The sequence below is a fragment of the Microbacterium sp. GCS4 genome (assembly GCF_001262495.1).
Taxonomy (GTDB): Bacteria; Actinomycetota; Actinomycetes; order Actinomycetales; family Microbacteriaceae; genus Microbacterium.
The window spans coordinates 12931-36116 of record NZ_LGYE01000003.1 but is presented as its reverse complement, the minus strand read 5'-3'; the positions used below and the strand labels follow the sequence as shown (position 1 = coordinate 36116).

The 23186-nt window shown below is 69.1% G+C and carries 23 protein-coding genes; 11 read left to right on the top strand and 12 right to left on the bottom strand.

The features are described 5' to 3' along the window. Window positions 1-49 precede the first annotated feature (49 nt). The 5 genes from AKH00_RS11985 to AKH00_RS11965 are packed head-to-tail and all read right to left on the bottom strand — an operon-like array spanning window position 50 to window position 5693. Window positions 50-1078: an ABC transporter ATP-binding protein gene (locus AKH00_RS11985; RefSeq protein WP_050722997.1), complete on the bottom strand. Its 1029-nt coding sequence runs from the start codon at window positions 1076-1078 to the stop codon at window positions 50-52. Continuing rightward, complete coding sequence (locus tag AKH00_RS11980) at window positions 1075-2091, bottom strand: ABC transporter ATP-binding protein (RefSeq protein ID WP_050722996.1); 1017 nt, start codon at window positions 2089-2091, stop codon at window positions 1075-1077. Before AKH00_RS11980 ends, AKH00_RS11985 begins: the two co-directional genes overlap by 4 nt. Continuing rightward, on the bottom strand, window positions 2088-2990 hold the full coding sequence (locus AKH00_RS11975; protein ID WP_050722995.1) for an ABC transporter permease: 903 nt from the start codon (window positions 2988-2990) through the stop codon (window positions 2088-2090). Before AKH00_RS11975 ends, AKH00_RS11980 begins: the two co-directional genes overlap by 4 nt. Next, window positions 2987-3952 carry an ABC transporter permease gene (locus tag AKH00_RS11970; RefSeq protein WP_050722994.1) on the bottom strand — a complete coding sequence of 322 codons (966 nt, stop codon included), beginning with the start codon at window positions 3950-3952 and terminating at the stop codon, window positions 2987-2989. Before AKH00_RS11970 ends, AKH00_RS11975 begins: the two co-directional genes overlap by 4 nt. Before the next feature lie 40 nt (window positions 3953-3992). Beyond that, entirely contained in the window at window positions 3993-5693 is a 1701-nt protein-coding gene (locus AKH00_RS11965; protein ID WP_050722993.1) for an ABC transporter substrate-binding protein, read from the bottom strand. Window positions 5694-5994: 301 nt separating this feature from the next. Between AKH00_RS11965 and AKH00_RS11960 the strand changes: the two genes are divergently transcribed. Next, window positions 5995-6606 (top strand): LysE family translocator, encoded by a 612-nt coding sequence (locus tag AKH00_RS11960; RefSeq protein ID WP_050722992.1) that lies wholly within the window; start codon window positions 5995-5997, stop codon window positions 6604-6606. Between the two features lie 6 nt (window positions 6607-6612). After that, window positions 6613-7263, top strand: coding sequence for a B3/B4 domain-containing protein (locus AKH00_RS11955; protein WP_050722991.1), 651 nt, complete (start codon window positions 6613-6615; stop codon window positions 7261-7263). Window positions 7264-7317: 54 nt separating this feature from the next. Here AKH00_RS11955 and AKH00_RS11950 read toward each other — a convergent pair whose 3' ends face one another. Continuing rightward, window positions 7318-9150 carry a S9 family peptidase gene (locus AKH00_RS11950; protein WP_050722990.1) on the bottom strand — a complete coding sequence of 611 codons (1833 nt, stop codon included), beginning with the start codon at window positions 9148-9150 and terminating at the stop codon, window positions 7318-7320. A 187-nt stretch (window positions 9151-9337) separates the two neighbouring features. Between AKH00_RS11950 and AKH00_RS11945 the strand changes: the two genes are divergently transcribed. Next, the gene (locus tag AKH00_RS11945; RefSeq protein WP_050722989.1) at window positions 9338-10069 is read left to right on the top strand and encodes a TetR/AcrR family transcriptional regulator; all 732 of its coding nucleotides are present in this window, start codon (window positions 9338-9340) and stop codon (window positions 10067-10069) included. A gap of 113 nt (window positions 10070-10182) precedes the next feature. Here AKH00_RS11945 and AKH00_RS11940 read toward each other — a convergent pair whose 3' ends face one another. Together AKH00_RS11940 and AKH00_RS11935 are read right to left on the bottom strand one after the other, a co-directional pair. Next, window positions 10183-11274, bottom strand: a complete 1092-nt coding sequence (locus AKH00_RS11940) for a M20 family metallopeptidase (RefSeq protein WP_050722988.1) — start codon at window positions 11272-11274, stop codon at window positions 10183-10185. Next, window positions 11271-12149: an alpha/beta fold hydrolase gene (locus AKH00_RS11935; RefSeq protein ID WP_082297586.1), complete on the bottom strand. Its 879-nt coding sequence runs from the start codon at window positions 12147-12149 to the stop codon at window positions 11271-11273. Before AKH00_RS11935 ends, AKH00_RS11940 begins: the two co-directional genes overlap by 4 nt. 212 nt (window positions 12150-12361) lie before the next feature. Between AKH00_RS11935 and AKH00_RS11930 the strand changes: the two genes are divergently transcribed. The 8 genes from AKH00_RS11930 (at window position 12362) to AKH00_RS11900 (ending at window position 18059) form a co-directional block, all read left to right on the top strand. Next, entirely contained in the window at window positions 12362-13216 is an 855-nt protein-coding gene (locus AKH00_RS11930) for a hypothetical protein (RefSeq protein ID WP_082297585.1), read from the top strand. Next, window positions 13213-14058 (top strand): SDR family NAD(P)-dependent oxidoreductase, encoded by an 846-nt coding sequence (locus AKH00_RS11925; RefSeq protein ID WP_050722986.1) that lies wholly within the window; start codon window positions 13213-13215, stop codon window positions 14056-14058. Before AKH00_RS11930 ends, AKH00_RS11925 begins: the two co-directional genes overlap by 4 nt. Before the next feature lie 280 nt (window positions 14059-14338). Then, window positions 14339-15340, top strand: a complete 1002-nt coding sequence (corA, locus tag AKH00_RS11920; protein WP_050722985.1) for a magnesium/cobalt transporter CorA — start codon at window positions 14339-14341, stop codon at window positions 15338-15340. Between the two features lie 62 nt (window positions 15341-15402). After that, window positions 15403-15534, top strand: a complete 132-nt coding sequence (locus tag AKH00_RS18400; RefSeq protein ID WP_268768108.1) for a hypothetical protein — start codon at window positions 15403-15405, stop codon at window positions 15532-15534. Between the two features lie 222 nt (window positions 15535-15756). Continuing rightward, window positions 15757-16113: a PadR family transcriptional regulator gene (locus AKH00_RS11915; RefSeq protein WP_050722984.1), complete on the top strand. Its 357-nt coding sequence runs from the start codon at window positions 15757-15759 to the stop codon at window positions 16111-16113. A 1-nt stretch (window position 16114) separates the two neighbouring features. Continuing rightward, on the top strand, window positions 16115-16486 hold the full coding sequence (locus tag AKH00_RS11910; protein WP_050722983.1) for a DUF1048 domain-containing protein: 372 nt from the start codon (window positions 16115-16117) through the stop codon (window positions 16484-16486). Then, window positions 16483-17295, top strand: coding sequence for an ABC transporter ATP-binding protein (locus AKH00_RS11905; protein WP_050722982.1), 813 nt, complete (start codon window positions 16483-16485; stop codon window positions 17293-17295). Before AKH00_RS11910 ends, AKH00_RS11905 begins: the two co-directional genes overlap by 4 nt. Next, entirely contained in the window at window positions 17292-18059 is a 768-nt protein-coding gene (locus AKH00_RS11900) for an ABC transporter permease (RefSeq protein ID WP_050722981.1), read from the top strand. The genes AKH00_RS11905 and AKH00_RS11900 overlap by 4 nt, the downstream gene beginning before the upstream one ends. Window positions 18060-18188: 129 nt before the next feature. Here the strand turns inward: AKH00_RS11900 and AKH00_RS11895 are convergent, their stop codons facing one another. From AKH00_RS11895 to AKH00_RS11880, 4 genes are all read right to left on the bottom strand, one after another. After that, on the bottom strand, window positions 18189-19649 hold the full coding sequence (locus tag AKH00_RS11895; RefSeq protein ID WP_050722980.1) for a lipase maturation factor family protein: 1461 nt from the start codon (window positions 19647-19649) through the stop codon (window positions 18189-18191). A 216-nt stretch (window positions 19650-19865) separates the two neighbouring features. Continuing rightward, window positions 19866-20783 (bottom strand): glycine betaine ABC transporter substrate-binding protein, encoded by a 918-nt coding sequence (locus AKH00_RS11890; RefSeq protein WP_050722979.1) that lies wholly within the window; start codon window positions 20781-20783, stop codon window positions 19866-19868. A gap of 56 nt (window positions 20784-20839) precedes the next feature. Next, window positions 20840-21838 carry an ABC transporter permease gene (locus AKH00_RS11885; RefSeq protein WP_050722978.1) on the bottom strand — a complete coding sequence of 333 codons (999 nt, stop codon included), beginning with the start codon at window positions 21836-21838 and terminating at the stop codon, window positions 20840-20842. Next, complete coding sequence (locus tag AKH00_RS11880; protein WP_050722977.1) at window positions 21838-23157, bottom strand: quaternary amine ABC transporter ATP-binding protein; 1320 nt, start codon at window positions 23155-23157, stop codon at window positions 21838-21840. Before AKH00_RS11880 ends, AKH00_RS11885 begins: the two co-directional genes overlap by 1 nt. Window positions 23158-23186: the final 29 nt, after the last annotated feature.

The window sequence follows — 23186 nt, the reverse complement described above, 5'->3', positions numbered from 1 at the left end:
AAGATCTCGAGGTGGAAAGTCGCACAGGCGATTCGAAAGCCCGGGCAGTTCAGAGCACGTCGCGCTCGGCGGGGTGGTGGCAGGCGACGCGATGCGTGGGAGCGGGGTCGAGAAGGTCGGGCTCGGCGAGCTCGGGCACGACCTCGGCGCAGATCTCGGTCGCCTTCCAGCAGCGCGTGCGGAACCGGCATCCGCTCGGCGGCGACACCGGGCTCGGCACGTCTCCCGTCAGCACGATGCGCTCGCGCGCCCGCTCGGCACGCGGGTCGGGCACCGGGATCGCCGATAGCAGCGCCTGCGTGTAGGGATGCAGCGGGCGCTCGTACAGTTCGTCCACCGGCGCTTCCTCGACGAGCTTTCCGAGGTACATGACGCCGACGCGGTCGCTGAGGTGCCGCACCACCGACAGGTCGTGCGCGATGAACAGGTACGTGAGGCCGAGGTCGCGCTGCAGGTCGTCGAGGAGGTTCAGCACCCCGGCCTGCACGCTCACGTCGAGCGCGCTGACCGGCTCGTCGAGCGCGATCACCTCGGGTTCGACCGCGAGCGCCCGCGCGATGCCGAGGCGCTGTCGCTGTCCGCCCGAGAACTCGTGCGGGAAGCGGTCGGCGTGCGCCGGGTTCAGCCCCACCTGGTCGAGCAACTCCTCGACCCGACGATCTCGCGATCCGCGGTGCAGACCGTGGATCACGAGCGGCTCGGTGAGCGTCGCCCGCACGGACTTGCGCGGGTTGAGCGAGGCGTACGGGTCCTGGAACACGAATTGCACGCGGCGGCGCAGCCGGCGCAGTCGCTCTCCCGAGACCGCCGTGACATCGTCGTCGCCCAGCCGGATGGACCCGCCGTCACTGGGCTGGAGGCGGGCGACGCTGCGGCCGAGAGAGGACTTACCGCATCCGGATTCCCCGACGAGCCCGAACGTCTGACCGCCGGGGATCGCGAGGCTGACGTCCGACACGGCCTGCACCACGTCACGACCTCGCCCGAACAGCCCGCCGCCGACGCGGTACTCCTTGACGAGTCCGTCGACGATGAGCCCGGTGCTCCCTGTGCGCTCCACGACCGGAGTTCCGCTCATGACGCCTCCTTCTGCCATTCGTCGACCCGCACGCACGCAGCGGTATGCCCTGTCCCGACCGCCACCGGCTCGGGCACGCTCACATCGCACAGCCCCGCGACGGCGTGCGCGCAGCGCGGGGCGAACCGGCATCCCTCGGGCCACTCCGTCGCCACGGGCGGGTGTCCGGCGATCTGGTACAGCCGCTCGTCGCGCGACGACCTCCTGTCGAGCCGCGGCAGCGACGCGAGCAGCCCCGCCGTGTACGGATGCGCGGTCTCGTAGAACAGCGGATCCACGTCGGCGGTCTCGACCAGCCCGCCCGCATACATCACCATGACCCGATCGGCGGTGCCGGCGACCACGCCGAGATCGTGCGTGATGAGCAGCACGGTCGTGCCCGTGCGCCGCTGCACCTCGCGCAGCACCTCCAGCACCTGCGCCTGCACCGTGACGTCGAGCGCGGTGGTCGGCTCGTCGGCGATCAGCAGGTCGGGCTCGTTCGCGATGCTCATGGCGATCATGACGCGCTGCCGCATACCGCCCGAGAACTCGTGGGGGTAGCGGTCGACGCGCAGTTCGGGAGAGGGGATGCCGACGACGTCGAGCAGCTCGACGGCCCGCGCCCTGCGGTCGGCCGGGGTGCTCCGGGGATCGTGCACGCGCACGGCCTCGACCAGCTGCTCGCCGACGGTCATGACCGGGTTGAGCGCGGTGAGGGCGTCCTGGAAGACGATCGCGATGTCCTTGCCGCGCACCTCGCGCAGCTCGTCGTCGGAGAGCCCGACGAGCTCACGGCCGCGTAGCTTGATCGATCCCGTGACGACCGCTTTCTTCGGCAGCAGCCCCATGATCGCCATGGCGGTCATGGACTTGCCCGAACCGGACTCGCCCACGATGCCGACGGTCTCGCCGGTGCGGAGCACGAAGGACACGCCCTCGACCGCGCGCGCCAGCCCCGCATCCGTGCGGAAGGCGATCGACACGTCCTCGACCTCGAGGAGGATCTCGGCGGCATCGGGGTGAGTGCTCATAGGTTCTTCCCCTGGGGGTCGAGCGCGTCGCGCAGTCCGTCGCCGATGAAGTTGACGCACAGCACGGTCACGAGGATGAACAGGCCGGGGAAGTACAGCAGGTACACCTGAGGCGTGCCGACGTAGCCCGCGGCCTGGCTGAGCATCGACCCCCAGCTGGTCTGCGGCGGCTGCACGCCGAACCCGAGGAAGCTCAGGGTCGACTCGGCGATGATCGACGAGGCGACGGCCAGGCTCATCGCGACGGCGATGACGCCCGCGAGGTTGGGCAGCAGGTGCGAGACGACGATGCGGAACCCGGATGCTCCGATGCCGCGTGCCGCATCGATGAAGTCCTTCTCGCGCAGTGACAGGACCTGGGCGCGCACGACGCGGGCGATGTACGTCCACCCGAGCGCCGTGAGCGCGAACACGATCGTGGTGGGCGAGGCCCCGAGCCCCTGCAGGATCACCGCGAGCAGCGCGATCGCCGGCACGATGAGGAACAGGTCGGTGATGCGCATGATGAGTTCGCCGATCCACCCGCCCACGTACCCGGCGATCGCGCCGAGCGCGGTGCCGACGACGGTCGCGAGGAGGGCGACGGCGAGGCCGATCGCGAGCGAGATCTGCCCGGCGAACAGGATCTCGCTGAGGTAGTCGCGGCCCAGCTCGTCGGTGCCCAGCCAGTGCGCACCCGAGGGCGGGGTGGGTCCGGTCAGGAGGTCCTGCTGCCCCTGCGGGTAGGGTGCGATCCAGCCCGCGCCGAAGCACGCGACCAGCAGGATCACGAGCACGACGAGGCTCACGACCCCGAGCCGGTGCTTCAGGAACCCCTTCAGCAGCTGACGCGTCGGGGCTTTCTGCGGGTCCTGCTCGGTGAGCAGACCCTCCTGGCCGGCGATGCCTGCACCGCTCATGACAGCCTCACTCTCGGATCGAGCACCGCGTAGGCGATGTCGGCGATCAGGTTGCAGATGACCACAGCCACGGCGACCACGATCATCCACGGCAGCAGCACGTACACATCACCCGCGACGAGAGACTGCAGGAACAGCCGCCCCATCCCGGGGATCGCGAAGATCTGCTCGGTCACGACGAGACCGCCGATGAGGATCGCCGCGTCGAGCGCCACGACCGTGACGAACGGAGCGAGCGAGTTGCGCACCGCGTGACGCCAGATCACCTGACGACGCGGCACGCCCTTGGCGCGGGCGGTGCGCACGTAGTCGCTCGACAGCGCGTCGAGCATGGCCGCTCTGCCGAAGCGGCTCCACGAGGCGACGAGCGCGATCATGAGCGCCGCGACCGGCAGGATCAGGTGCCGGATGTAGTCGAGCGGATCGCTCTGCCCTGGCGAGTTCAGGCCGATGAAGAACAGCGGCGGCTCGCTCAGACCGAACGTCTCCTTGGGCCACACCGCAAAGGTCTGGATGAGGATGAGGCCGAACCAGAACGCCGGCATGGCGATGCCGAGGTACGAGGCACCGGTGAGGATGTTGTCGCCGAGGGAGTACTGCCGCACGGCGGAGTACACGCTCACGCCGCCGGCGATCAGCACCGCGACGAGCAGTCCCCAGAACGCGAGCTGCAGCGTGGGCCACAGGGCGTCGCCGATGAGCGGGAGCACCGGGGTGCCCGTGCGGGTGCTGAGGCCCCAATTGCCCGTCACGAGCGATCGCAGCCACAGGAAGTACTGCTCGGGGATGCTGCGGTCGAGGCCGAGTCGCTCGATCTCCCGCGCGATCACCGCGGGGTCGTGCGCCTGGCGCAGCTTCGCCAGCGGGTCGAACGTCGACCGCACGGCCCAGAACAGGATGAACGAGGCGACGACGATCACCGGGATCGAATACAGCACCCGTCTCGTGATGAACGTGAGCATCGTCGCCTCGTCTCCTGTCCTGCTGTGCCGAAGCGCGGGCTCAGCCGGCCAGGCCCCACTCGGCGAGGTTCCAGAAGGGACCCTCGATGGGGTTGATCTGCAGCGGGCCGCCGACCTTCTCGCTCCAGAGGAGCACGTTGGGCACGACGTCGAGCGGCAGGGAGGGGACGTTCTCGGCGATCAGCGCATCGGCCTGCTTCGAGACCTCGATGCGGGCGTCCTGATCGACCTCGGTGTCGACCTGGGCGAGCAGGTCGTCGAGCCCGGCGATGTCCGCGCGGTAGAAGTTGATGCCGGAGAACCCGTTCGCCTCGCTGGGGATGTTCACCGAGGAGAACGTCGACGAGAGCGTGGGGTCCGGGAACGTGTCGACGAGCGCCCAGATCCCTGCCTGGAAGTCGCCCTGCGGAGCGATGGTGCCGAACAGGTCGGCGGGCGTGACCTGGTCGATGGACATGTCGAACCCGGCATCCGCCAGCTGCGACTGCAGCACCTGCACCGTGAGGTCGCGGCGCTTGTTGCCGGCGAGGGTCTTGATCGAGAAGCTCGCGGTCTCGCCGCCCTTGGCCCAGACGCCGTCGCCGTCCTTCTTCCAGCCGTCGCCGGTCATCAGCTCGTCGACCTTGTCGAGGTCGAGCGTGTACTGCGCGAAGCCGTCTGCCGCGAACGGCGCGACCATCGGGGAGTTGAAGCTCTGCTGGGCCTTGTCGATGCCGAGGCTGCCGAACAGGCGCTTCACGATGGCATCGCGGTCGATCGAGTAGGCGAGGGCCTGTCGCACGGCGACGGAGTCGAAGGGGGCCACGGAGTTGTTGAGCCAGATCGCCTCGAGGTTGCCGCTGCGTGCGTCGACCTGCGAGCGGATGCCGGGGAGGCCCGCGTCGATCTGCGTGAGCGCATCGAGCTGCGGCGTCGGGGCGAGCACGCTCACCTGGCCGCTCTTGAGCGCCTGGAACGCCGCGGTCGTGTCGGGCAGGAAGAGGAAGGTGACCTTGTCGAGGTGCGGCTTCTCGCCCCAGTAGTTCTCGTTCGGGACGAGCGTGACCGAGGTGCCTCGGGTCCACTTCTCGATCTTCCATGGGCCGCCGCTGAAGTCGTAGCCGTCGGCCATGATCGCCGCCCGGTCCTGGCCCTCGAGGAGGTGCGCGGGCATGATGCCGTACACGCTGAAGAGGGTGCGCCAGCCGGCGTACGCAGAGTTCAGGGTGACGACCGCCGTCGCCGGGTCGCTCGAATCGACGGCTGTGATGCGGTCGTAGCCGGTCTTGTCGAAGATGTCGTCGCCGTCGCGGATCTGCAGCGCGGTGTACGCGAAGTCGGCCGAGGTGATCGGCTCGCCGTCGGACCACACGGCGTCGGGGTTGATCGAGTAGGTGATGGTCTGGGTGCCGTCGTCGGCGACCACGGTCTCGGGCTCGCCGGTCACGAGGTCGGAGGGGACCGGCTTCCAGTCGTCGCCGTCGAGACGGGTCTGGAACACGCTCGGCATGGTCGGGATCTGCATGACGTAGGTGCCCCAGATAGAGCCGCCGCACGTGGCGATCCAGTCGGCGCAGTCGGGCTCCTGCTCGGCGCCGATCACGAGCTCGCCGCCGTCGACGACCGCGACGTCACTCGGCTCGGGGGTCGTGCCGGAGGAGCTGCACGCGGCGAGGGATCCGACCAGGGCGGCGGCGGCGAGGGCCGCGATGACGATGCGGCGGGAAGCGGGTACAGCAGTGCGAAGACGTGATTGCGACATGAGCCGGATCTCCAGTGATCGATGCGAATCGGGCGGGTACGACCGTGCTGTGGTGCGGGTGGTGGTCTGACTCTAGGACGGTCGAGACGAGATAGCAAGCACTTTAGTCAATGTTCGTGACTATGAGACGGGCAGATGCTCTGCCTGCCGGTGTCGTGGGGTCTGGAGCGTCGGGCATCGGCATTGGACACACCGTCGACACCGATCGTTTCCGGTGAGCGCTGAAATCCACAAACACCCAGACGCCGACGGACTCGGGCACGCTGTACTGTACGGAGGCAACGACTCTCAAGGGGACGAAATGAGCATTGCATTCCTGCTGACCACGCTCGTGGTGGTCGCCACCCCCGGCACCGGCGCCGTGTACTCCATCGCTGCGGGACTCTCCCGGGGCACCAAAGCAGGCATTGTTGCCGCATTCGGTTGCACACTCGGAGTCATTCCGCACATGATCGCTGCGATCACTGGTCTCGCCGCGATCTTGAACGCCTCCGCGATCGCATTCCAGACCATCAAGTGGCTCGGGGTCGCCTATCTGATCTATCTCGCCTGGCAGACGCTCCGCGACAAGTCGATGATGGACGTCGACGAGAACGCGGCGCCGGCGTCGTTCTGGCGCGTCATCCGCACCGCGATACTCATCAACCTGCTCAACCCGAAGCTGACGATCTTCTTCTTCGCCTTCCTGCCCCAGTTCGTGCCCGCTGGCGAGGCCAACGGCACCTGGCACATGGTCGGGCTCAGCCTGGTGTTCATGGGTCTGACGTTCGTCGTCTTCGCGCTGTACGGGGTGTTCGCCGCCGTGATGCGCAACCAGGTGATCACCCGACCCAAGGTCATGGCGTGGTTGCGTCGCACCTTCGCCGCCACCTACGTGCTCCTGGCCGGCCGCCTCGCCTTCGAGTCGCGGTAGTCGCCGATGCGCGTCACCCACGACCCGGCCCTGCTCGCCGACTTCCCTCAGCTCGCCGTCGCCACACTCACCCTGGACGACGTGACCTCCAGCGTCGACGTGACCAGGACAGCAGCACCGTTCCTGGAGCGCGCCTCTGCGCGTCTCGCCGACCGGCCCGAAAGCGAGTTCCCTGAGATCGCGGCGTGGCGACGCGCATTCAGTCAGATGGGATTGAAGCCCACCCAGTACCGGTGCGCGTCAGAAGCCCTCCTCCGACGCTTCAAGAAGGACGGCCGGCTCCCGGCGATCCATCCGCTCGTCGACCTCTGCAACGCGGTCTCGATCGCGTACGCGATTCCGATCGCCGTCTTCGACCTCTCACAGGTGACCGGCGACCTGACCGTCACCCGTGCGACAGGCTCGGAGAAGTATCTGAGCTTCGCCGGCGAGACAGAAGCCCCCGAGGCGCGCGAGGTGATCTTCCTGGACGAGGCTGGCAACGCCCATTGCCGCAGGTGGACGAACCGGCAGAGTGCGCTCTCGGCAGTCCGCCCCGACACGCACCGCGCCATCATCGTCAGCGAGGCGCTGCACGATACGGCCTCTGCAGACGTCGTCGCACTCCGTCGCGAACTGTCCGACGCGCTCGCACAGCACTGGCGACCGAGCGGATAGCGAGCACGTCGTCAGGGTGCAGCGTGCGCCTCTCTCTGACTGGCGCACCGCGGATCAGGCGTCCCAGCGCTCCCCCGTGAGGGTGCGGCGGGCGAGCTCGTGCATGCGGCGCTGGTCGACGGCGGCGGCCTCCAGACCGGTGGGCTCGTGCCCTCCCTCGAAGACGTCGAGCACGACATCGCCGCCGCGCGCGCTCAGCTCGTCGACGTAGCGCTGCACCCCGACGATCGGCGTGCGGGTGTCGACGTCGCCCTGGTTGATCCAGACGGATGCCGTGACGTCGTCGAGGTAGGTGATGGCCGAGAACGGCTTCACGAGCTCCGGTGGCACCCACGAGCTCCACACACTGCGCACGGCGGGGTTCATGGCCTCGATCGCCGCCGACCACTCGGCCACCGCGACGTGCGCGAGCCCGCCGGCGAACAAGTCGGGGAGCCGACCCACGCTCAACAGCGTCATGTGGCCGCCGTAGGAGGCGCCCGTGATGAACGTCGTGGTCGGGTCGGCGAGGCCCTGCTCGCGCAGGAAGCCGATCGCGGCGGCGACGTCTTCGATCTCGCGATCTCCGCCGACGCCCCAGAAGCCCTCGCGGAAGTCCCGTCCGAACGTCACCGAGCCGCGGTAGTTGAGCGAGGCGACCGCGAAGCCGGCATCCAGCCAGGCCTGCGCCGAGGGGTCGTAGCTGTCGACCGTCACGAGGTTCGGGCCGCCGTGGATCGTCAGCACGGTGCCGAGCGGCTCGCCCTGCGCGGGCCGCGCCCACCACAGTTGCACGCGCGTGCCGTCCGCGCTGGCGACCATGGCCGAGGCGAGCGGCGTTCCCGCCGGCACAGGGGCCGGCTCGATGAGCGTGATGGCACTGCCGTCGGTCGTGATCTCCTCCACATGCAGGGGGACGTCCCACGTGGAGCGCACGGCACGGATCTCGCCACCCGGCGCGTAGTACGACGCCCACTGGAACGGATGCAGGTCGGCGACGTCGGGGTCGAAGACGCTGCCGCCCTCGACGACGACGCGCACGGCGCCCGACTCCTCATCCACCTCGATCAGGCGGTGGATGCCGTCGGCGACGTGCACCGCGAGGATCCGGCCGCTCGGCGCATGCCAGTCGACCGGGACCACCTCGCCCGCCAGCTCGGTCAGGTCGAAGTCGACGCGCTCGCCCGTGCGGACGTTCCAGATCGCGGGCCGTGAGAAGCCGCTGCGCTCGGTGTTCAGCAGGAGGCGGTCGTCACCGGCATCCGTGGCGAAGCGCACGCCCCGCACGGGCCCTGCCGGGAGATCGTCGAGCGTCGCGACCTCCTCGCCCGTGGCGCCGTCGACCACCGTGAGCAGAGGGCGGCGGATGCCCGGGTTGTGCGCCGTCGTGTCGACCGAGACCAGGGATCCGTCGGGCGAGATCTGGCCGTACCAGGCCTCGACCGGGTTCGAGTAGACGACCCGTGGCTCGCCCCAGGGCGCGGCGGGGATCACGAGCACGTGGAAGCCCTCCTCGTCGACGACCGTCGCAACGATCGAACGGCCGTCGCACGACGACTCCAGACCACGGAGGACGTAGGGGGCGCGGCCGGGCGTGAGGGCCACACGCTCGGCCCCGTCGACCGCGATCGCGACGAGTCCGCCGACCTCGGAGCCGCCGCCGTCGTCGAGATCGACGACCCACTGCGCATCGGAGGTGAGGATCGCGCCGACTCCCACGGGGAAGGGGAGGAGGTCGCCGGGGGCCTCGCGACCGCGCCAGATGCGGGCCCGGGAGCCGTCGGGGTGGTTCTCGACGAGCAGGGCGAGGTCGGCCGGGCCGGGCACGGGGCGCACCGTCAGGACGTACGGTACCGCGAAGCGCGCCTCGAGCGCCTCATCGGACGGGACTGCGGGGACCTCGAGCATCCTTGCTCCTTCTCGTCGTTCTCACGGTACGCCGCGCGCACCTCGCCAACGTCGTTGACTATAACAGTGGCTATCGTGATCGGCCAGTGTTCCGACGTTGTCCACGCCCCTGACAGACACGCTGACAGACGTGAGGTACCGTGATGTCTGCGGCCGGGACCCGGCCGATCTGCGAACGGAGTCCCCGATGGCGACACGCAAGGATGCGAGCCCCGCTGGCACGAAGAAGGCGACCGCCTCCGCGAAGAGCACACGCCCGCGCCGCGCCCGCGACTCCCTCAGCCGCGAGATCATCGTCGCCGCCGCCGACCGCGTCGTCGAACGCGACGGCCTCGACCGCCTCACGTTCCAGGCGATCGGCGAGGAGCTCGGCGCCCACCCGACCTCGATCTACCGTCACTTCCGCGACAAGGACGAGCTCCTCCTCGCGCTCATCGACATGCTCCGCACGCGCTCGTACAGCGGCGCCATGGTCGCCACGGATGACTGGCTCGCCGATCTGCGGTCACAGGCGCACCTCATCCACGACCACTACATGCGCTACCCCGAGCTCGCCCTGCAGAGGGCGCTGCGGCGCCCGACGGACTTCTCCTCCATGGAGTACTCGATCGGAGCGCTGCGTCGCGGCGGCTTCGACCGCGACCAGGCCGCCCTCTACGCGCGGGCCCTCGGGCAGCTCATCCGCTCCGCATCCAGCATCGAGGCCGCGTTGAGCGTGCTGCCGGCCGACGTGCAGGACGCCGACGAGCTGAGCTGGCAGATGGATCACCGCCGGCTCGACCCCGCCGAATACCCGGAGATCGCCTGGGCGGGCGACGCGCTGCCCGGCATCCGCGATCCCCGCGCCTGGGAGACTGCGCTCGACCTGCTGCTGGAGAGCATCGAGCGCCACGCGCCCGGGGGTCGCCCCGGTCGTTGAGCGAGGAGCGCAGCGACGAGACGAAACGCGCCTCACAGACCTGACGCGTTTCGTCTCGCTTCGCTCGCTCAACGAGCGGGGGGGTGACGAGCGCGGCGACGAGACGAAACGCGCTACGCCCGGGAGGCGACGTCGAGCTCGTCGAGCATCCCGGCGAGCAGGTCGACCCGCTCGTGCATCGACGAGAGCGACACCCACTCGTGGTCGGCATGCGCTCCGGCCCCGCGCGGGCCGAGCCCATCGAGCGTGCGCGCCCCGACCGCGGCCGTGAAGTTGCCGTCGGACGCACCGCCCGCCGACACCGCCTCGACCTTCGGATGCCCGAGCCGCCCGGCGACCCGGCGCGCGCACGCCAGCAGTTCCGCCGATACGGTCTCCTCCATGGGAGGCCGGTTGATGCCGCCGTCCACGTCGACGCGCACATCGGGCGTGTGGGCGCCGAGCGACTGCATCCGACCGTCGACGCGTTCGAGTTCGTCGAGGGTCCACGCGCGCACGTCCACCCGCAGCTCCGCGTGCTCGGGGATCACGTTCGTCGCCGTGCCGGCCTGCGCGACCGTAGGACTCACGGTCGTCCCTCGCTCGTCGTCGGCGAGATCGGGCAGCGCGAGCACGTGGTGCGCGAGCTCGGCGAGCGCGCTGCGCCCCTTCCAGGGTTCCAGGCCGGCGTGCGCCGCACGTCCCGAGAACCCGATCCGATAGATGCTGCCCCCGCGGCGGGCGATCTTGAGCGCACCGTCGAGACTGGGCTCGAGCACGAGCACCGTGCCGACCCGCGCGGCCTCCCTCTCGATCAGGGCGCGCGAGGTGATCGACCCGACCTCCTCGTCGCTCGTGAGCAGCACGGCCACCCGCTCCGGATGCGCGACCCGCTCGAGGGCCGCGGCGAGGATGACGATGCCTGCCTTCATGTCGAAGACCCCAGGCCCGGTGGCGCGGTCGCCGTCGACGCGGAACGGACGCTCCGCGAGGGTGCCCGCGGGAAACACCGTGTCGAGGTGTCCGATCAGCAGGACGCTCGGATCCTCGCCGCCCGTCCAGCGCAGGTGCGTGACGCCGTCGACGGTCTCCAGTTCGCCCTCGCCCATGAGCGGTGCGAGCCAGGAGCGCACGAGGTCCTGCGCAGCGGCGAGGCCGGCGGTGTCACCGGTCGGGGTCTCGATCGACACCAGCTGATCGAGTCGGTCGACGTCGCGCGCGCTCATGCCCCCACCTCCGCGAGGAATCCCCGAAGGGCCCAGGCTGTGGCGTCCGGCGCCTCCTCCGCGAGATAGTGGTCGGCCTCGATCGCCTGCCCGACGACTCCCGGGGCGTACGCCTCCCAGGTCGCGAGCACATCGAAGCTCCGCCCCACGTAACTGTGCGCGCCCCAGAGCGCCAGCGTGCGGCATCCGACCGTCCGCCCTGCTCCCCGATCGGCGCGGTCGTGCTCGAGGTCGACGGTCGCGGCTGCACGGTAGTCGGCGCTCGAGGCGTGCACGGTGTCGAGGTCGAAGCAGCGCAGGTACTCGTCGAACGCGTCGGGCAGCGCATCGCCGTCATGGCGGCGCCCCGTGAAGCGGCTGCGCAACCAGGTCTCGCGGTCGGCGCCGATCAGCGCCTGCGGCATCCCGTCGTCACGCGCGAGGAAGAACCAGTGGAAGTACGCGGTCGCCATCGCCCGGTCGACGTTCTCGAACATGTGCAGCGTGGGCACGATGTCGAGCACCGCGAGCGCGGTCACCACCTCGGGATGGTCGAGGGCCAGGCGGTGACCGACGCGACCACCGCGGTCGTGGCCGATCACGGCGAAGCTGTCGTGTCCCAGCTCCCGCATGAGCAGGAGCTGGTCCCGGGCCATGTCGCGCTTGGCGTACGAGGCGTCGCGCGGTTTGCCGGAGTCGCCGTACCCGCGGAGGTCGGCGGCGACGACCGTGTGGTCTGCGGCGAGCGCCTCGGCGACGGCATCCCACATCGCCTTGGTCTCGGGGTAGCCGTGCAGCAGGAGCACGGCCGGGCCGGAACCGCGGGTCTCCGCCGCGATCCGGATGCCGTCGCAGTCGATCGTCACGGGTGTCGCGGTGCGGGGTCTGGTCATCATCGTCCAACCGTCGGAACTGCAAGTCAATAGCGTTGACTATAGCAATGACCAGCGATTCCGCCACCCCCGATCCGCCGCGAACCGCCCAAGGGTGAGCACGGCTTCGGACCTCAGAGGACGACGCGCCCTGATCGCGCTCGGTGCCGCGGCGTGTCGGATGCCGGCTCCGAGGCTGTGCCCCGGGGAGAACCGCGAAGTAGGCTGAACGCATCATGCAAGAGTTTCTGCAGTGGGCGGGCAGCTTCTGGTGGCTCATCTTCCCGATCATGGGGATGGCAGGAGGGGCCGCGAAGGCGTGGGAGCGGGGCGCGAAGCGCCGCCACGAGCGACGCCTCGAGACCATGAAGCTCAAGGCCGAGATCAAGACCGCCCAGCTCGAAGCACGCGGCGGCGGCAGGCGCATCGGCCCCTCCGTCGTCGACACCACGGCGGCCCCGGTCGCCCCCAACGCGCTGCTCGAGCGGCTGTTCGCCGAGCACGACGAGATCACCGCGCGCTGGCTCGACTACGAGCTCGACGTCGCCAAGCTCATCGCCTTCCCCGCCATGAGCGACGGCCGCCAGCCGCTCGTCGCCGCGTTCCTGCGCGCCAAGAAGACCGCCGACGCCCTGCGCCCGGCATCCGCCGAGTCCGAGGTGAGCGAGCAGCGGGTCACGGAGTACCTCGACGCCGTCGGCGCCTACGCGGTCGCCTTCGAGATCGCCGAGAAGGATGCCCGTCGGCTGCGCACCACGACGTTCAGCGAACCCGAGCGCAAGCGCCTCGACCGCGCACAGCAGCTGCTCAAGGTCGCGGTCGACGAATCGGCCACCCAGGCCGAGCGCAACGTGGCCTACAAGCGCGTGCGCGACGAGCTCGACGGGCTGATCCTCCTGAGCGACGAGGCCGTGCAGGTGCTCGAGAAGCAGGTCGCCCGGGAGCTCCCCGCGGAGCCGACGACCACGGCGCCGGCATCCGAGAGCGACCCGGCACCCGAGCCGCAGCGAATCCCGGCCGCAGAGCCGAATCCGATCGCGCAGCCGAAGCCGACCGCGCAGCCGCGAACGTTCCCCGGCGCCGAGGCATGAGCGACAGGACCGTCGTCATCACCGGCGCCTCCGACGGCATCGGCGCGGCCTCCGCGCGCGAACTCGCCGCCGCAGGAGGGCATCGCCTGATCCTGGTCGGGCGTTCACCCGAGAAGACGCGCGCGGTCGCGGAGGGCATCGGCGCCGAATGGTTCACGGCCGACTTCGCCGTGCTCGACGACGTCCGCGCCCTCGCGACCTCGATCTCGGATGCCGCGGGCGACGACGGCATCCACGTGCTGGCGAACAACGCGGGCGGCATCTTCGGCGACCGCACCCCGACCGTCGACGGCCACGAGAAGACGATCCAGGTCAATCACCTCGCGCCGTTCCTGCTCACGAACCTGCTGCTGCCGTCACTGCTGCGCGGGCGGGCATCCGTCGTCAACACCTCCAGCGTCGCGCACCGGCTGTTCGGACGCATCGACGTCGACGACCTCGACAACCGGCGGCGCTTCAGCCCCAACAAGGCCTACGGCGACGCGAAGCTCGCGAACGTGCTGTTCACGAAGAGCCTGCACGCGAAGTTCCACGGCCAGGGGATCAGCGCCGTCGCGTTCCACCCCGGAGTCGTGCGCTCGAACTTCGCCGCCGGATCGTCGAGCGTCATGCGCGTGATCTACCGGACGCCCCTGAAGCGTCTGCTCACGATCAGCACCGAGAAGGGCGGCGCGAACCTCACCTGGTTCATCGACGGCACCCCCGGCGACACCTGGCAGTCGGGCGAGTACTACGACGAGCGCGTGCACACCCGCCGCGTGAACCTCAGGATCGAGGATGCTGCGCTCGCCCAGTCCCTCTGGCAGCGGAGCGCCGAGCTCGTCGGCATCCCGGCATCCTGAATCGGGCGGACGCGTCACACACCCAGGATGCAGGAGTACACTGGCTCGTCGGGTCGAGTGGCCCGAATCCCCAGGTGCGAGAGGCGGTGATGGCGATGTCCGGTGATAGTAGCGACGCCGCCTTCGTTGCGTCGCACCTGACGGCCTCCGTGCGTTGAGCTCCGGCTCCGCACCGACCCGTCCTGCTCCGCAGCCGTCGGCGGCGTCTTCCGCCCCCTGACGAATCCTGCGCGCATCGCCGACCCTTCGCGGCGCGCACCTGCGAGAACGGAGCCTCATCATGGCCCTCATCGACAACGGCGTGTACGTCCACGGACGTCGCGTGGAGACCGTGCAGAACCTCGACCAGACCGCGCGCACGCTCGGCGCCCTCGGCGGCATCGCCTGGATCGGGCTGTACCGGCCGAGCCCGCAGGAGGTCGAGTCCGTCGCGCACGAGTTCGACCTGCATCCGCTCGCCGTCGAAGACGCGCTCTCGGGGCACCAGCGGTCGAAGGTGGAGCGCTACGGCGACACCCTGTTCGCGGTGCTGCGCCCGGCGCGCTACCGCGACAAGGAGGAGTCGATCGAGTTCGGCGAACTGCACCTGTTCATCGGACCCGACTTCGTCGTGACGATCCGGCACGCCGAGTCGCCGAACCTCGCCGCGGTGCGCCGCCGCATGGAGTCGAACCCCGAGCTGCTCGCCATGGGACCGGAGGCGGTGCTGTACGCGATCCTCGACGAGGTCGTCGACGAGTACGAGCCCATCGTCGCAGGACTCGAGAACGACATCGACGAGATCGAGGACCAGCTGTTCGGCGACAGCGACGACGACGCGCTCTCCCGGCGCATCTACCAGCTGTCGCGCGAGGTCATCGGCTTCCAGCGGGCCGTGCACCCGCTCGCGGGGATGCTGCAGTGGCTGCGCCGCGGATCCGACAAGTACCGCATCGACGAGGAGCTGCAGCGGTCGCTCCGCGACGTGCTCGACCACGTGATCCGTGTGCAGGAGAAGGTCGACTCGTTCCGGGCGATCCTCGAGAACGCCCTCACCGTACAGTCGGCGCTCGTGGCGCGGCGGCAGTCCGAGGCCGGACTCGCGCAGAACGACGAGATCAAGAAGATCTCCTCGTGGGCGGCGATCATCTTCGCCCCGACGCTCGTCGGCACGGTCTACGGCATGAACTTCGACGCCATGCCCGAACTGCACTGGCAGTTCGGGTACCCGCTCGCGATCGGCGCGATGGCCGCGTTCGCGGTCGGTCTGTACGGGGTGTTCAAGTACAAGCGCTGGCTGTGACGGCATCCGCTTCCCGCGTTCTGCGCGGACAGTGAACGCGACGCGCGCGGGCAGGTCGGAACGTGCCCTCCGCCGCATCCGACCTCGCCCGTCTCGCCGACCTGCTCGCCGGTGCCGCCCTCGGCATCCGTCCTGCCGTGTCGCGCACGTTCCCGCTGCTCGAGGCGCAGGTGCTCGCCGCCCGCCTGGTCTGACGCGAACCGCGCCTCCCCCACTCCATCCCGACGCCCCCTCTGAGCGTCCGCGCCCCACCTGATCGACGTCGACCAGGTGGGGCGTCGGCGCGCAGGTGGGGCGTCGGTGGATGGCCCGCGAAAGCAATCCAGTATTCGGTGTTGCTAAGTACCGGTACTCAGTGTTACTTTGTACCGGTACCCAGCAACACTGAGTACTCAACCGACAGAAGGGAGCAGCTCATGGGCAAGCAGATGACCGAGATGCTCAAGGGGACTCTCGAGGGCATCGTCCTCGCGCTCCTCGCCGAGCAGCCGGCCTACGGCTACGAGATCACGGCCCGCCTGCGCGAACGCGGCTTCACCGACATCGCCGAGGGCACGATCTACGCGCTCCTCGTGCGCATCGAGCAGAAGAAGCTCGTCGACGTCGAGAAGGTCCCGAGCGAGAAGGGGCCGCCCCGCAAGGTGTACTCCCTCAACCCCGCGGGGACGAAGGAGCTCGAGGAGTTCTGGACCACCTGGACCTTCCTCGCGCAGCACATCGAACAGCTGAACAGCACCACGAACATCACGAACACCACGAACAAGGAGAACTGACATGGCCGCCAAGTGGATCGAGCTCATCACCGGACCGCTCGAGCAGAAGAAGCAGTACCGCGATGCGAAGAAGCGCATCGACGCCCTCCCCGAGCCGTACCGTACGGTCGCGAACGCCCAGCACCGCTACACGATGTACTACGGCGGGATCACCGACGGCGACACTCTCGTGCAGATCTTCCTCGACCTCGCCGACCTCTGGGAGCGCGCGGCCGTCGACGGAACCCCCATCGCCGACATCGTCGGAGACGACCCCGTCGAGTACGCGGAGAGCTACGCCGAGGCCTACGGCGGAACCCAGTGGGTCGACAAGGAGCGCGCGCGCCTCATCGAGGCCGTCGACGATGCGAAGAAGAAGGAGAACCGATCATGACCGCCACCGCAACCGCCGCCATCAGCGTCCGCGGCGTCGAGAAGTCCTACAAGGACGTCGCCGTGCTGCGCGGAGTCGACTTCGAGGTCGAGAAGGGGACGATCTTCGCCCTGCTCGGCTCGAACGGCGCCGGCAAGACCACCATGGTCCGCATCCTCTCCACACTGCTGCGAGCGGATGCCGGCACGGCGGCCGTGCAGGGACACGACGTCGCCGCAGAGCCTCTGCGGGTGCGCGAGTCGATCAGCCTCACCGGGCAATTCGCCGCGGTCGACGAGATCCTCACCGGACGCGAGAACCTCATGCTCGTCGCCAAGCTTCGCCACCTGCCGCACCCGGGGAACGTCGCCGACGAGTTGCTCGCGACGTTCCGACTGACGGATGCCGGCGGCCGCAAAGCCGGCACGTACTCCGGCGGAATGCGGCGTCGCCTCGACATCGCGATGAGCCTCGTGGGTCATCCGGAGGTCATCTATCTCGACGAGCCCACCACCGGCCTCGACCCCGAGGCCCGCATCGAGGTGTGGGAGGTCGTGAAGCGGCTCGCCGACTCCGGCACCACCGTACTGCTCACGACGCAGTACCTCGACGAGGCCGAACAGCTCGCCGACCGCATCGCGATCCTGCACCAGGGCCGCATCATCGCGAACGGCACGCTCGCCGACCTCAAGGCTCTGCTGCCTCCCGCGACGGTCGAGTACGTCGAGAAGCAGCCCACCCTCGAGGAGATCTTCCTCACCCTCATCGGCCCGTCCGACTCGGTCGTTGAGCGAGCGGAGCGAGACGAAACGAAAGGACACGCAGCATGAGCACGCACTTCGCCGCGGACACCGCGACGCTCACCGGCCGCTCCATGCGGCACATCTTCCGCAGTCCCGACACGATCATCACCACGGCGGTCACCCCGATCGCGCTGATGCTCCTGTTCGTGTACGTCTTCGGAGGGGCGCTGCGCACCAGCACCGGCTCCGAGAACTACGTGAACTACCTGCTCCCCGGCATCCTGCTGATCGCGATCGCGTCCGGCATCGCCTACACGGCGTTCCGACTCTTCACCGACATGCAGAGCGGGATCTTCGAACGCTTCCACTCCATGCCGATCGCGCGGTCGAGCGTCCTGTGGGCGCACGTCCTCACGTCGCTCACCGCGAACGCCATCACCCTCGCGATCATCTTCGGGGTCGGGTTCGCGATGGGGTTCCGCACCGGGGCGGGCGTGCTCGCCTGGCTCGGCGCGATCGGCATCCTGCTCCTGTTCACGCTGGCGCTCACGTGGCTCGCGATCATCGCGGGACTCAGCGCCAAGACGGTCGACGGAGCGAGCGCGTTCTCGTATCCGCTGATCTTCCTCCCGTTCATCAGCTCGGCGTTCGTACCGACCGACACCATGCCGGGACCGGTGCGCTGGTTCGCCGAGAACCAGCCGGTCACGTCGATCGTGAACACGATCCAGGCGCTGTTCGCCGAGCAGCCCGTCGGGAACGACATCTGGGTCGCGCTCGCCTGGTGCATCGGCATCCTGGTCGTGGCGTACGTGTTCGCGACGATCGCCTACAAGAAGAAGATCTCTTGACCTCGCCCAGCGAGGCGGAACGCTCCGACCGGACCCTGCGTCCGGCCGGGGCGTTTCGCCGCGCTCGGCGGCGGTGCGGCAGAGCGGATGCCGGGCGGGCAGAGCGGATGTCGGTGGGATGCTCGCCGATCAGCGCAACGACAGCGGCCCGAGCACGACCCGCTGGCGCGTTCGCACCCAGACCACACCGTCGGCACGACGCTCCGCCCGGGTCGCGAAGCGGTAGCGATACGACACCGCTCGCACCCACCGAGGAGGTTCCCCGTCGAACGGATCCGTTCGCAGCAGCGCCAGGGTCGGAGCATCGGCCTCGAGCAGCCGCAGCAGGAACACCGTGAACCAGTCGTCGAGTGAACGCCCGAGAGGCAGGAACCACATCAGCCAGTCGAGGCGCAGGTGGTACGGCGCGAACTGCCCCGGCACCCGGCGCACGTCCCCTGGCTTGCCACGGAACCCGTACTCCCGCCAGTCCTCGCCCTCGGCATCCGCTGCTCCCTCGACGACGATCTCGACGCGTTCCTTCGTCACGGTGCCGAACGCGCCGTAGGCGTTGCCGATCTGCCAGCGGTTGAAGCTCGCGTTCATGAGCTGGCGTCGCGCGAACAGATTGCGCAGCGCCGGCCAGCTCAGAGCGATCACGAGCACACCGACGGCGGCCGTGATCACTAACCAGTACAGCGGGATGCCGGGCCACGGCGCGGCCGCGGCCTCGGGCGCCCCGACGCCTGGGAGAGCCACCGCCGAGAAGGCGATCACGATCGTCACCCCGTTCAGCCACGCGAAGTTGCCGGTCAGGACGAGCCACAGCTGCGTCGCGATCATGATGAGCGCCGCGACGGTCCCGACGATCTGCGGCACCGGGCCCGGCACCCACACCGACAGCAGCGGCGCGAACACGAAGAACGGCACGACGAGCTGCGCGATGTGGTTGCCGACGACCTCCCCGCGGTGGAACCAGCGCGGCAGCAGATGCGCCCACCTGCTGAGCGGCCCGGGCATCGGCTGCGTCTCGTGGTGGTACATGAGCGCGGTGAGATCGCGCCACTCGCGCCCACCGCGGATCTTGATCATGCCCGCGCCGAACTCGACCCGGAACAGCAACCACCAGAACAGAACGATCACGACGGTCGGCGGCGGCTGGTCGTGCGAGCCGAGGAACGCGGCGAGGAACCCGGCTTCGAGCAACAGCATCTCCCAGCCGAAGGAGTAGAAGGTCTGCCCGATGCTGACGATCGACATGTACCCGAGCCACAGCGCGAGGAACGCGATCATCGGCACCCAGGGCGGCCCGAGCTGCGGGACGCCGACCACGAGCAGCGCCGACACCACGATGCCGCCCGCGCACAGCGCAACCAGACGCCGGTCGGTGTAACGGATCCGCAGGAACAGCGTGGGATGCAGCATCCGTCGCCGCGAGGGCTTGTCGCCGACCCACGCGAGCAGCACGGTTGCCGGGAGCAGACCCCGTTCGCCCAGCAGCGGCCGGAACTGGTTCAGGCTCGACACGAACGCCACGAGGTACAGCGCCGCGATGCCCCGCTGCAACACCTCGCGAGCGAACCCGAAGTCGACCGCCGCGAACCCGTCCACGTAGTCAGGCTACGACGCGCCGCCTCGGTCGCGAAGGGGATTGCGGGTCGACGAGCGCGCCGCGACCAGCGGCACGGGAAGACGGTTGTGCGACGACCGCGGGTCGTTGAGCGAGGAGCGAAGCGAGGAGACGAAACGCGGTGAGGCGATCTGAACCTCACCGCGTTTCGTCTCGCTACGCTCGCTCAACGACCGGGGGCGTGCCCCGGCGTCAGGTCAGCTGACCACCCAGTCGAAGTCCGAGCCGTGCTCCTCGAGCCACGCGTCGACAGCATCCGCTTCCTTGCCCTCGCCGTACTCGTTGACGACGAGGTCCTCGAGCGAGCCGTACTGCTCGTCGTCGAGCTTGATCTTCTCGATCAGCTCGGCAGCCTCGGGGAACTCCTCCGCGAAGCCCTTCGTGCCGAGGAAGTGGAGTGCCTCGGCCTCGCCCATGGCGCCCTTGGGGTCCTCGAGGTCCTTCAGCGGGAAGGCGTCGTTGGCCCAGAACGGACGCCACAGCGTCACGACGATGTCCTGCTCGGCGTCGGTGGCCGACTTCAGCTCGGTGAGCATCGCGGCGGTCGACGAGGTGACGAGCTCGTACTCGCCGTCGAGACCGTACTCGGGCATCATCTTCTGCGTCTGCGCCGTGAGGCCTGCGCCCGGCTCGATGCCGATGATCTTGCCGTCGAACTCCGCGCCCTTGCCTGCGAGGTCCTCGATCGAGTTCAGCTCGGAGTACTCGGGCACCGCGATCGTGAGCTTGGCGTTGTCGTAGTACGCGCCGAGATCCTCGATGTCGTCGCCGTACTCGTCCATGTAGGACTTGTGGGTCAGCTCGGGCCATGCCGAGGGGTAGATGTCGACGTCGCCCTGGGCGAGACCCGTGTACAGCGGGCCCGCCTCGGTGAGCGTCTTCATCTCGACCGTGTAGCCGATCTTCTCGAGCTGGTCCTGCAGCAGGTAAGCGGTGCTCAGGCCGTCGGTCCACGAGGGCAGGAACCCCAGCGTGATGGTGCCCTTGTCGCCGCCGCCTTCGCTGCCGCTGCCGGAACCGCCTCCGGTTCCGCCCATGCCGTCGCCGCTGCAGCCCGCGAGGGCCAGGGTCGCGGCGGCGCCGAGCGCGGTGATCGTCAGGAGCTTCTTCTTCATGTGTGTCTCACTCTCGTTACGTATGGGTGCTGTGTGATGGGAAGGGATGAGTCGAGTCAGCCGATGCCGCCGCCGGGTGCGCGACGCGGCGACGCCTTGATGCGCTCGGCCTCGTCCGCAGCATCCTTCGTGTCGGAGGCCGCGTTCTCGCGGGCCATCGACGCGGCCGTGTCGTCGAGACGGCGACGGTCACGGCGACGCGACAGGATGCCGAGCAGCGAGGAACGGTTCTCGGACGGCGATCCGAGCGCGGCGGTCACGCGGTCGAGGAAGACCGCGATGAGCACGACGCCCAGTCCCGCCTCGACGCCCTTGGCGATGTTGATGGTCGAGATCGCCTCGACGACGATCTTGCCGAGCCCGTCGGCGCCGGCCATGCCGGCGATCACGGCCATCGACAGGGCGAGCATGATGACCTGGTTGACGCCGACGAGGATCGTCGGCATCGCGAGCGGGAGCTGGATGCCGCGGAGGATCTGACCGGGCTTGGCGCCGAAGGCCTGTCCGGCCTCGACGGTCTCGGAGTCGACGCCGCGGATGCCGAGCTCGGTGAGTCGCACGCCCGGGGGCAGCGCGAAGATCACGGTCGCGACGAGTCCGGGGACCACGCCGATGCTGAAGAACACGATCGCGGGGATCAGGTAGACGAACGCGGGCATCGTCTGCATGAAGTCGAGGACCGGCTTCAGGATCGCGCGCACCGTCGCGTTGCGGGCCGACCATATGCCCAGCGGGACCGCGATGATGACCGCGATCACGGCCGCGACGAGCACGAGCGCGAGCGTCTGCATCGCAGGAACCCACAGGTCCATCGCGACGATGAGCGTGAACGACACGACGGTGCCGATCGCGAGCTGCCACGAGCGCACCAACCAGGCGATCAGCGCAGCGATCACGATGATGACCGCGAAGTGCGGGGTGAGCAGCGCGCGGGTCAGGCCGTCGACGAGGAAGCTCACGACGAAGGAGATCACGTCGAGCAGGCCGTCGAGGTTGGTCTTGATCCAGTCGACACCGGCAGCGACCCATGAACCGAGGGGAATGCGGAAGTCCATCAGCGCACCTCCTCCGGGGTCGGGGTCTCGTCTCGCGGCGGCGCGGCGGTGGGATCAGCGGTCCAGCCGTCGTCGAGCACGGCATCGATCTCCGCCTGCGGCATGGGCAGGAGCGGAAGCGTGAGCTCGCCGGTCGCGCCGGGCCCGGGGCCGAGAGCGGCGAGGAGGGTGATGCGGGGGATGACGCCGACCAGGCGACCCTGCGCGTCGACGACGGCGAGCGGCAGGGGCGACTCGACCGAGGGGATGAAGAGGTTCATCAGCACCTCGTCCTGGCTCACGCTCTGCGGCGCGGGCTTGAGGATCGAGTCGAGCGTGGTGACGCCCTGGCGCACGAGCTTGACGGCGTCGCGGTCGGTGACGATGCCGAGCAGCTTGCGGTCGCGTCCCGTGACGTACGTGGCCGACATGAAGGCATCCCGCATGTGGCGCAGGGCCGTACGGGGGCCGGCGGTGTCGGCGACGACCGGACGCGGACGCTCCATGACGTTCGCGGCGGTGAGCACCCGAGCACGATCGACGTCCTGCACGAACTGCTCGACGTAGTCGTTGGCCGGGTCGGTGAGGATGTCCTCGGGCGTGCCGATCTGCACGATGCGGCCGTCGCGCATCACGGCGATGCGGTCTCCGAGGAACATGGCCTCGTTGAGATCGTGCGTGATGAACACGATGGTCTTCTGCAGCTTCTCCTGCAGTTCGAGCAGCTGCTCCTGCATCTCCCGTCGGATGAGCGGGTCGAGGGCGCTGAACGCCTCATCCATGAGCAGGATGTCGGAGTCGGCGGCGAGCGCGCGGGCGATGCCGACGCGCTGCTGCATCCCGCCGGACAGTTCGGAGGGCAGCTTGTCGGCCTGGCCCTCGAGGCCCACGAGCGAGAGGATCTCCTCGGCCTTCGCGAGGCGCTCGGCCTTGCCGACGCCCTTGAGCTCGAGCGGGTAGGCGACGTTCGCAGCGACCGTGCGGTGCGGCAGCAGGGCGAAGTGCTGGAACACCATGGAGACGCGGTCGCGGCGGATCTCGCGCAGACGCGAACCGGGGATGCCGGTGATGGCGTCGCCGCCCACGAGGACGGAGCCGTCGGTCGCCTCGTGCAGGCCGTTGAGCATGCGGATGATGGTGGACTTGCCGGAGCCCGAGAGCCCCATGATGACGAATATCTCGCCGCGGTTCACGGTGAAGCTGGCGTCGATGACGGCAGCGGTTCCGTTGTCGGCGACGTCGGCGCGGCTCTCACCGGCCTTCAACCGACGGGCAGCGGCGGTCGGATTCTTCCCGAACACCTTGTACAGATTGCGCGCTTCAAGAGCGATTTCGGACACGTTTCCCCTGCGGCTCGCCTTCGGGTGGC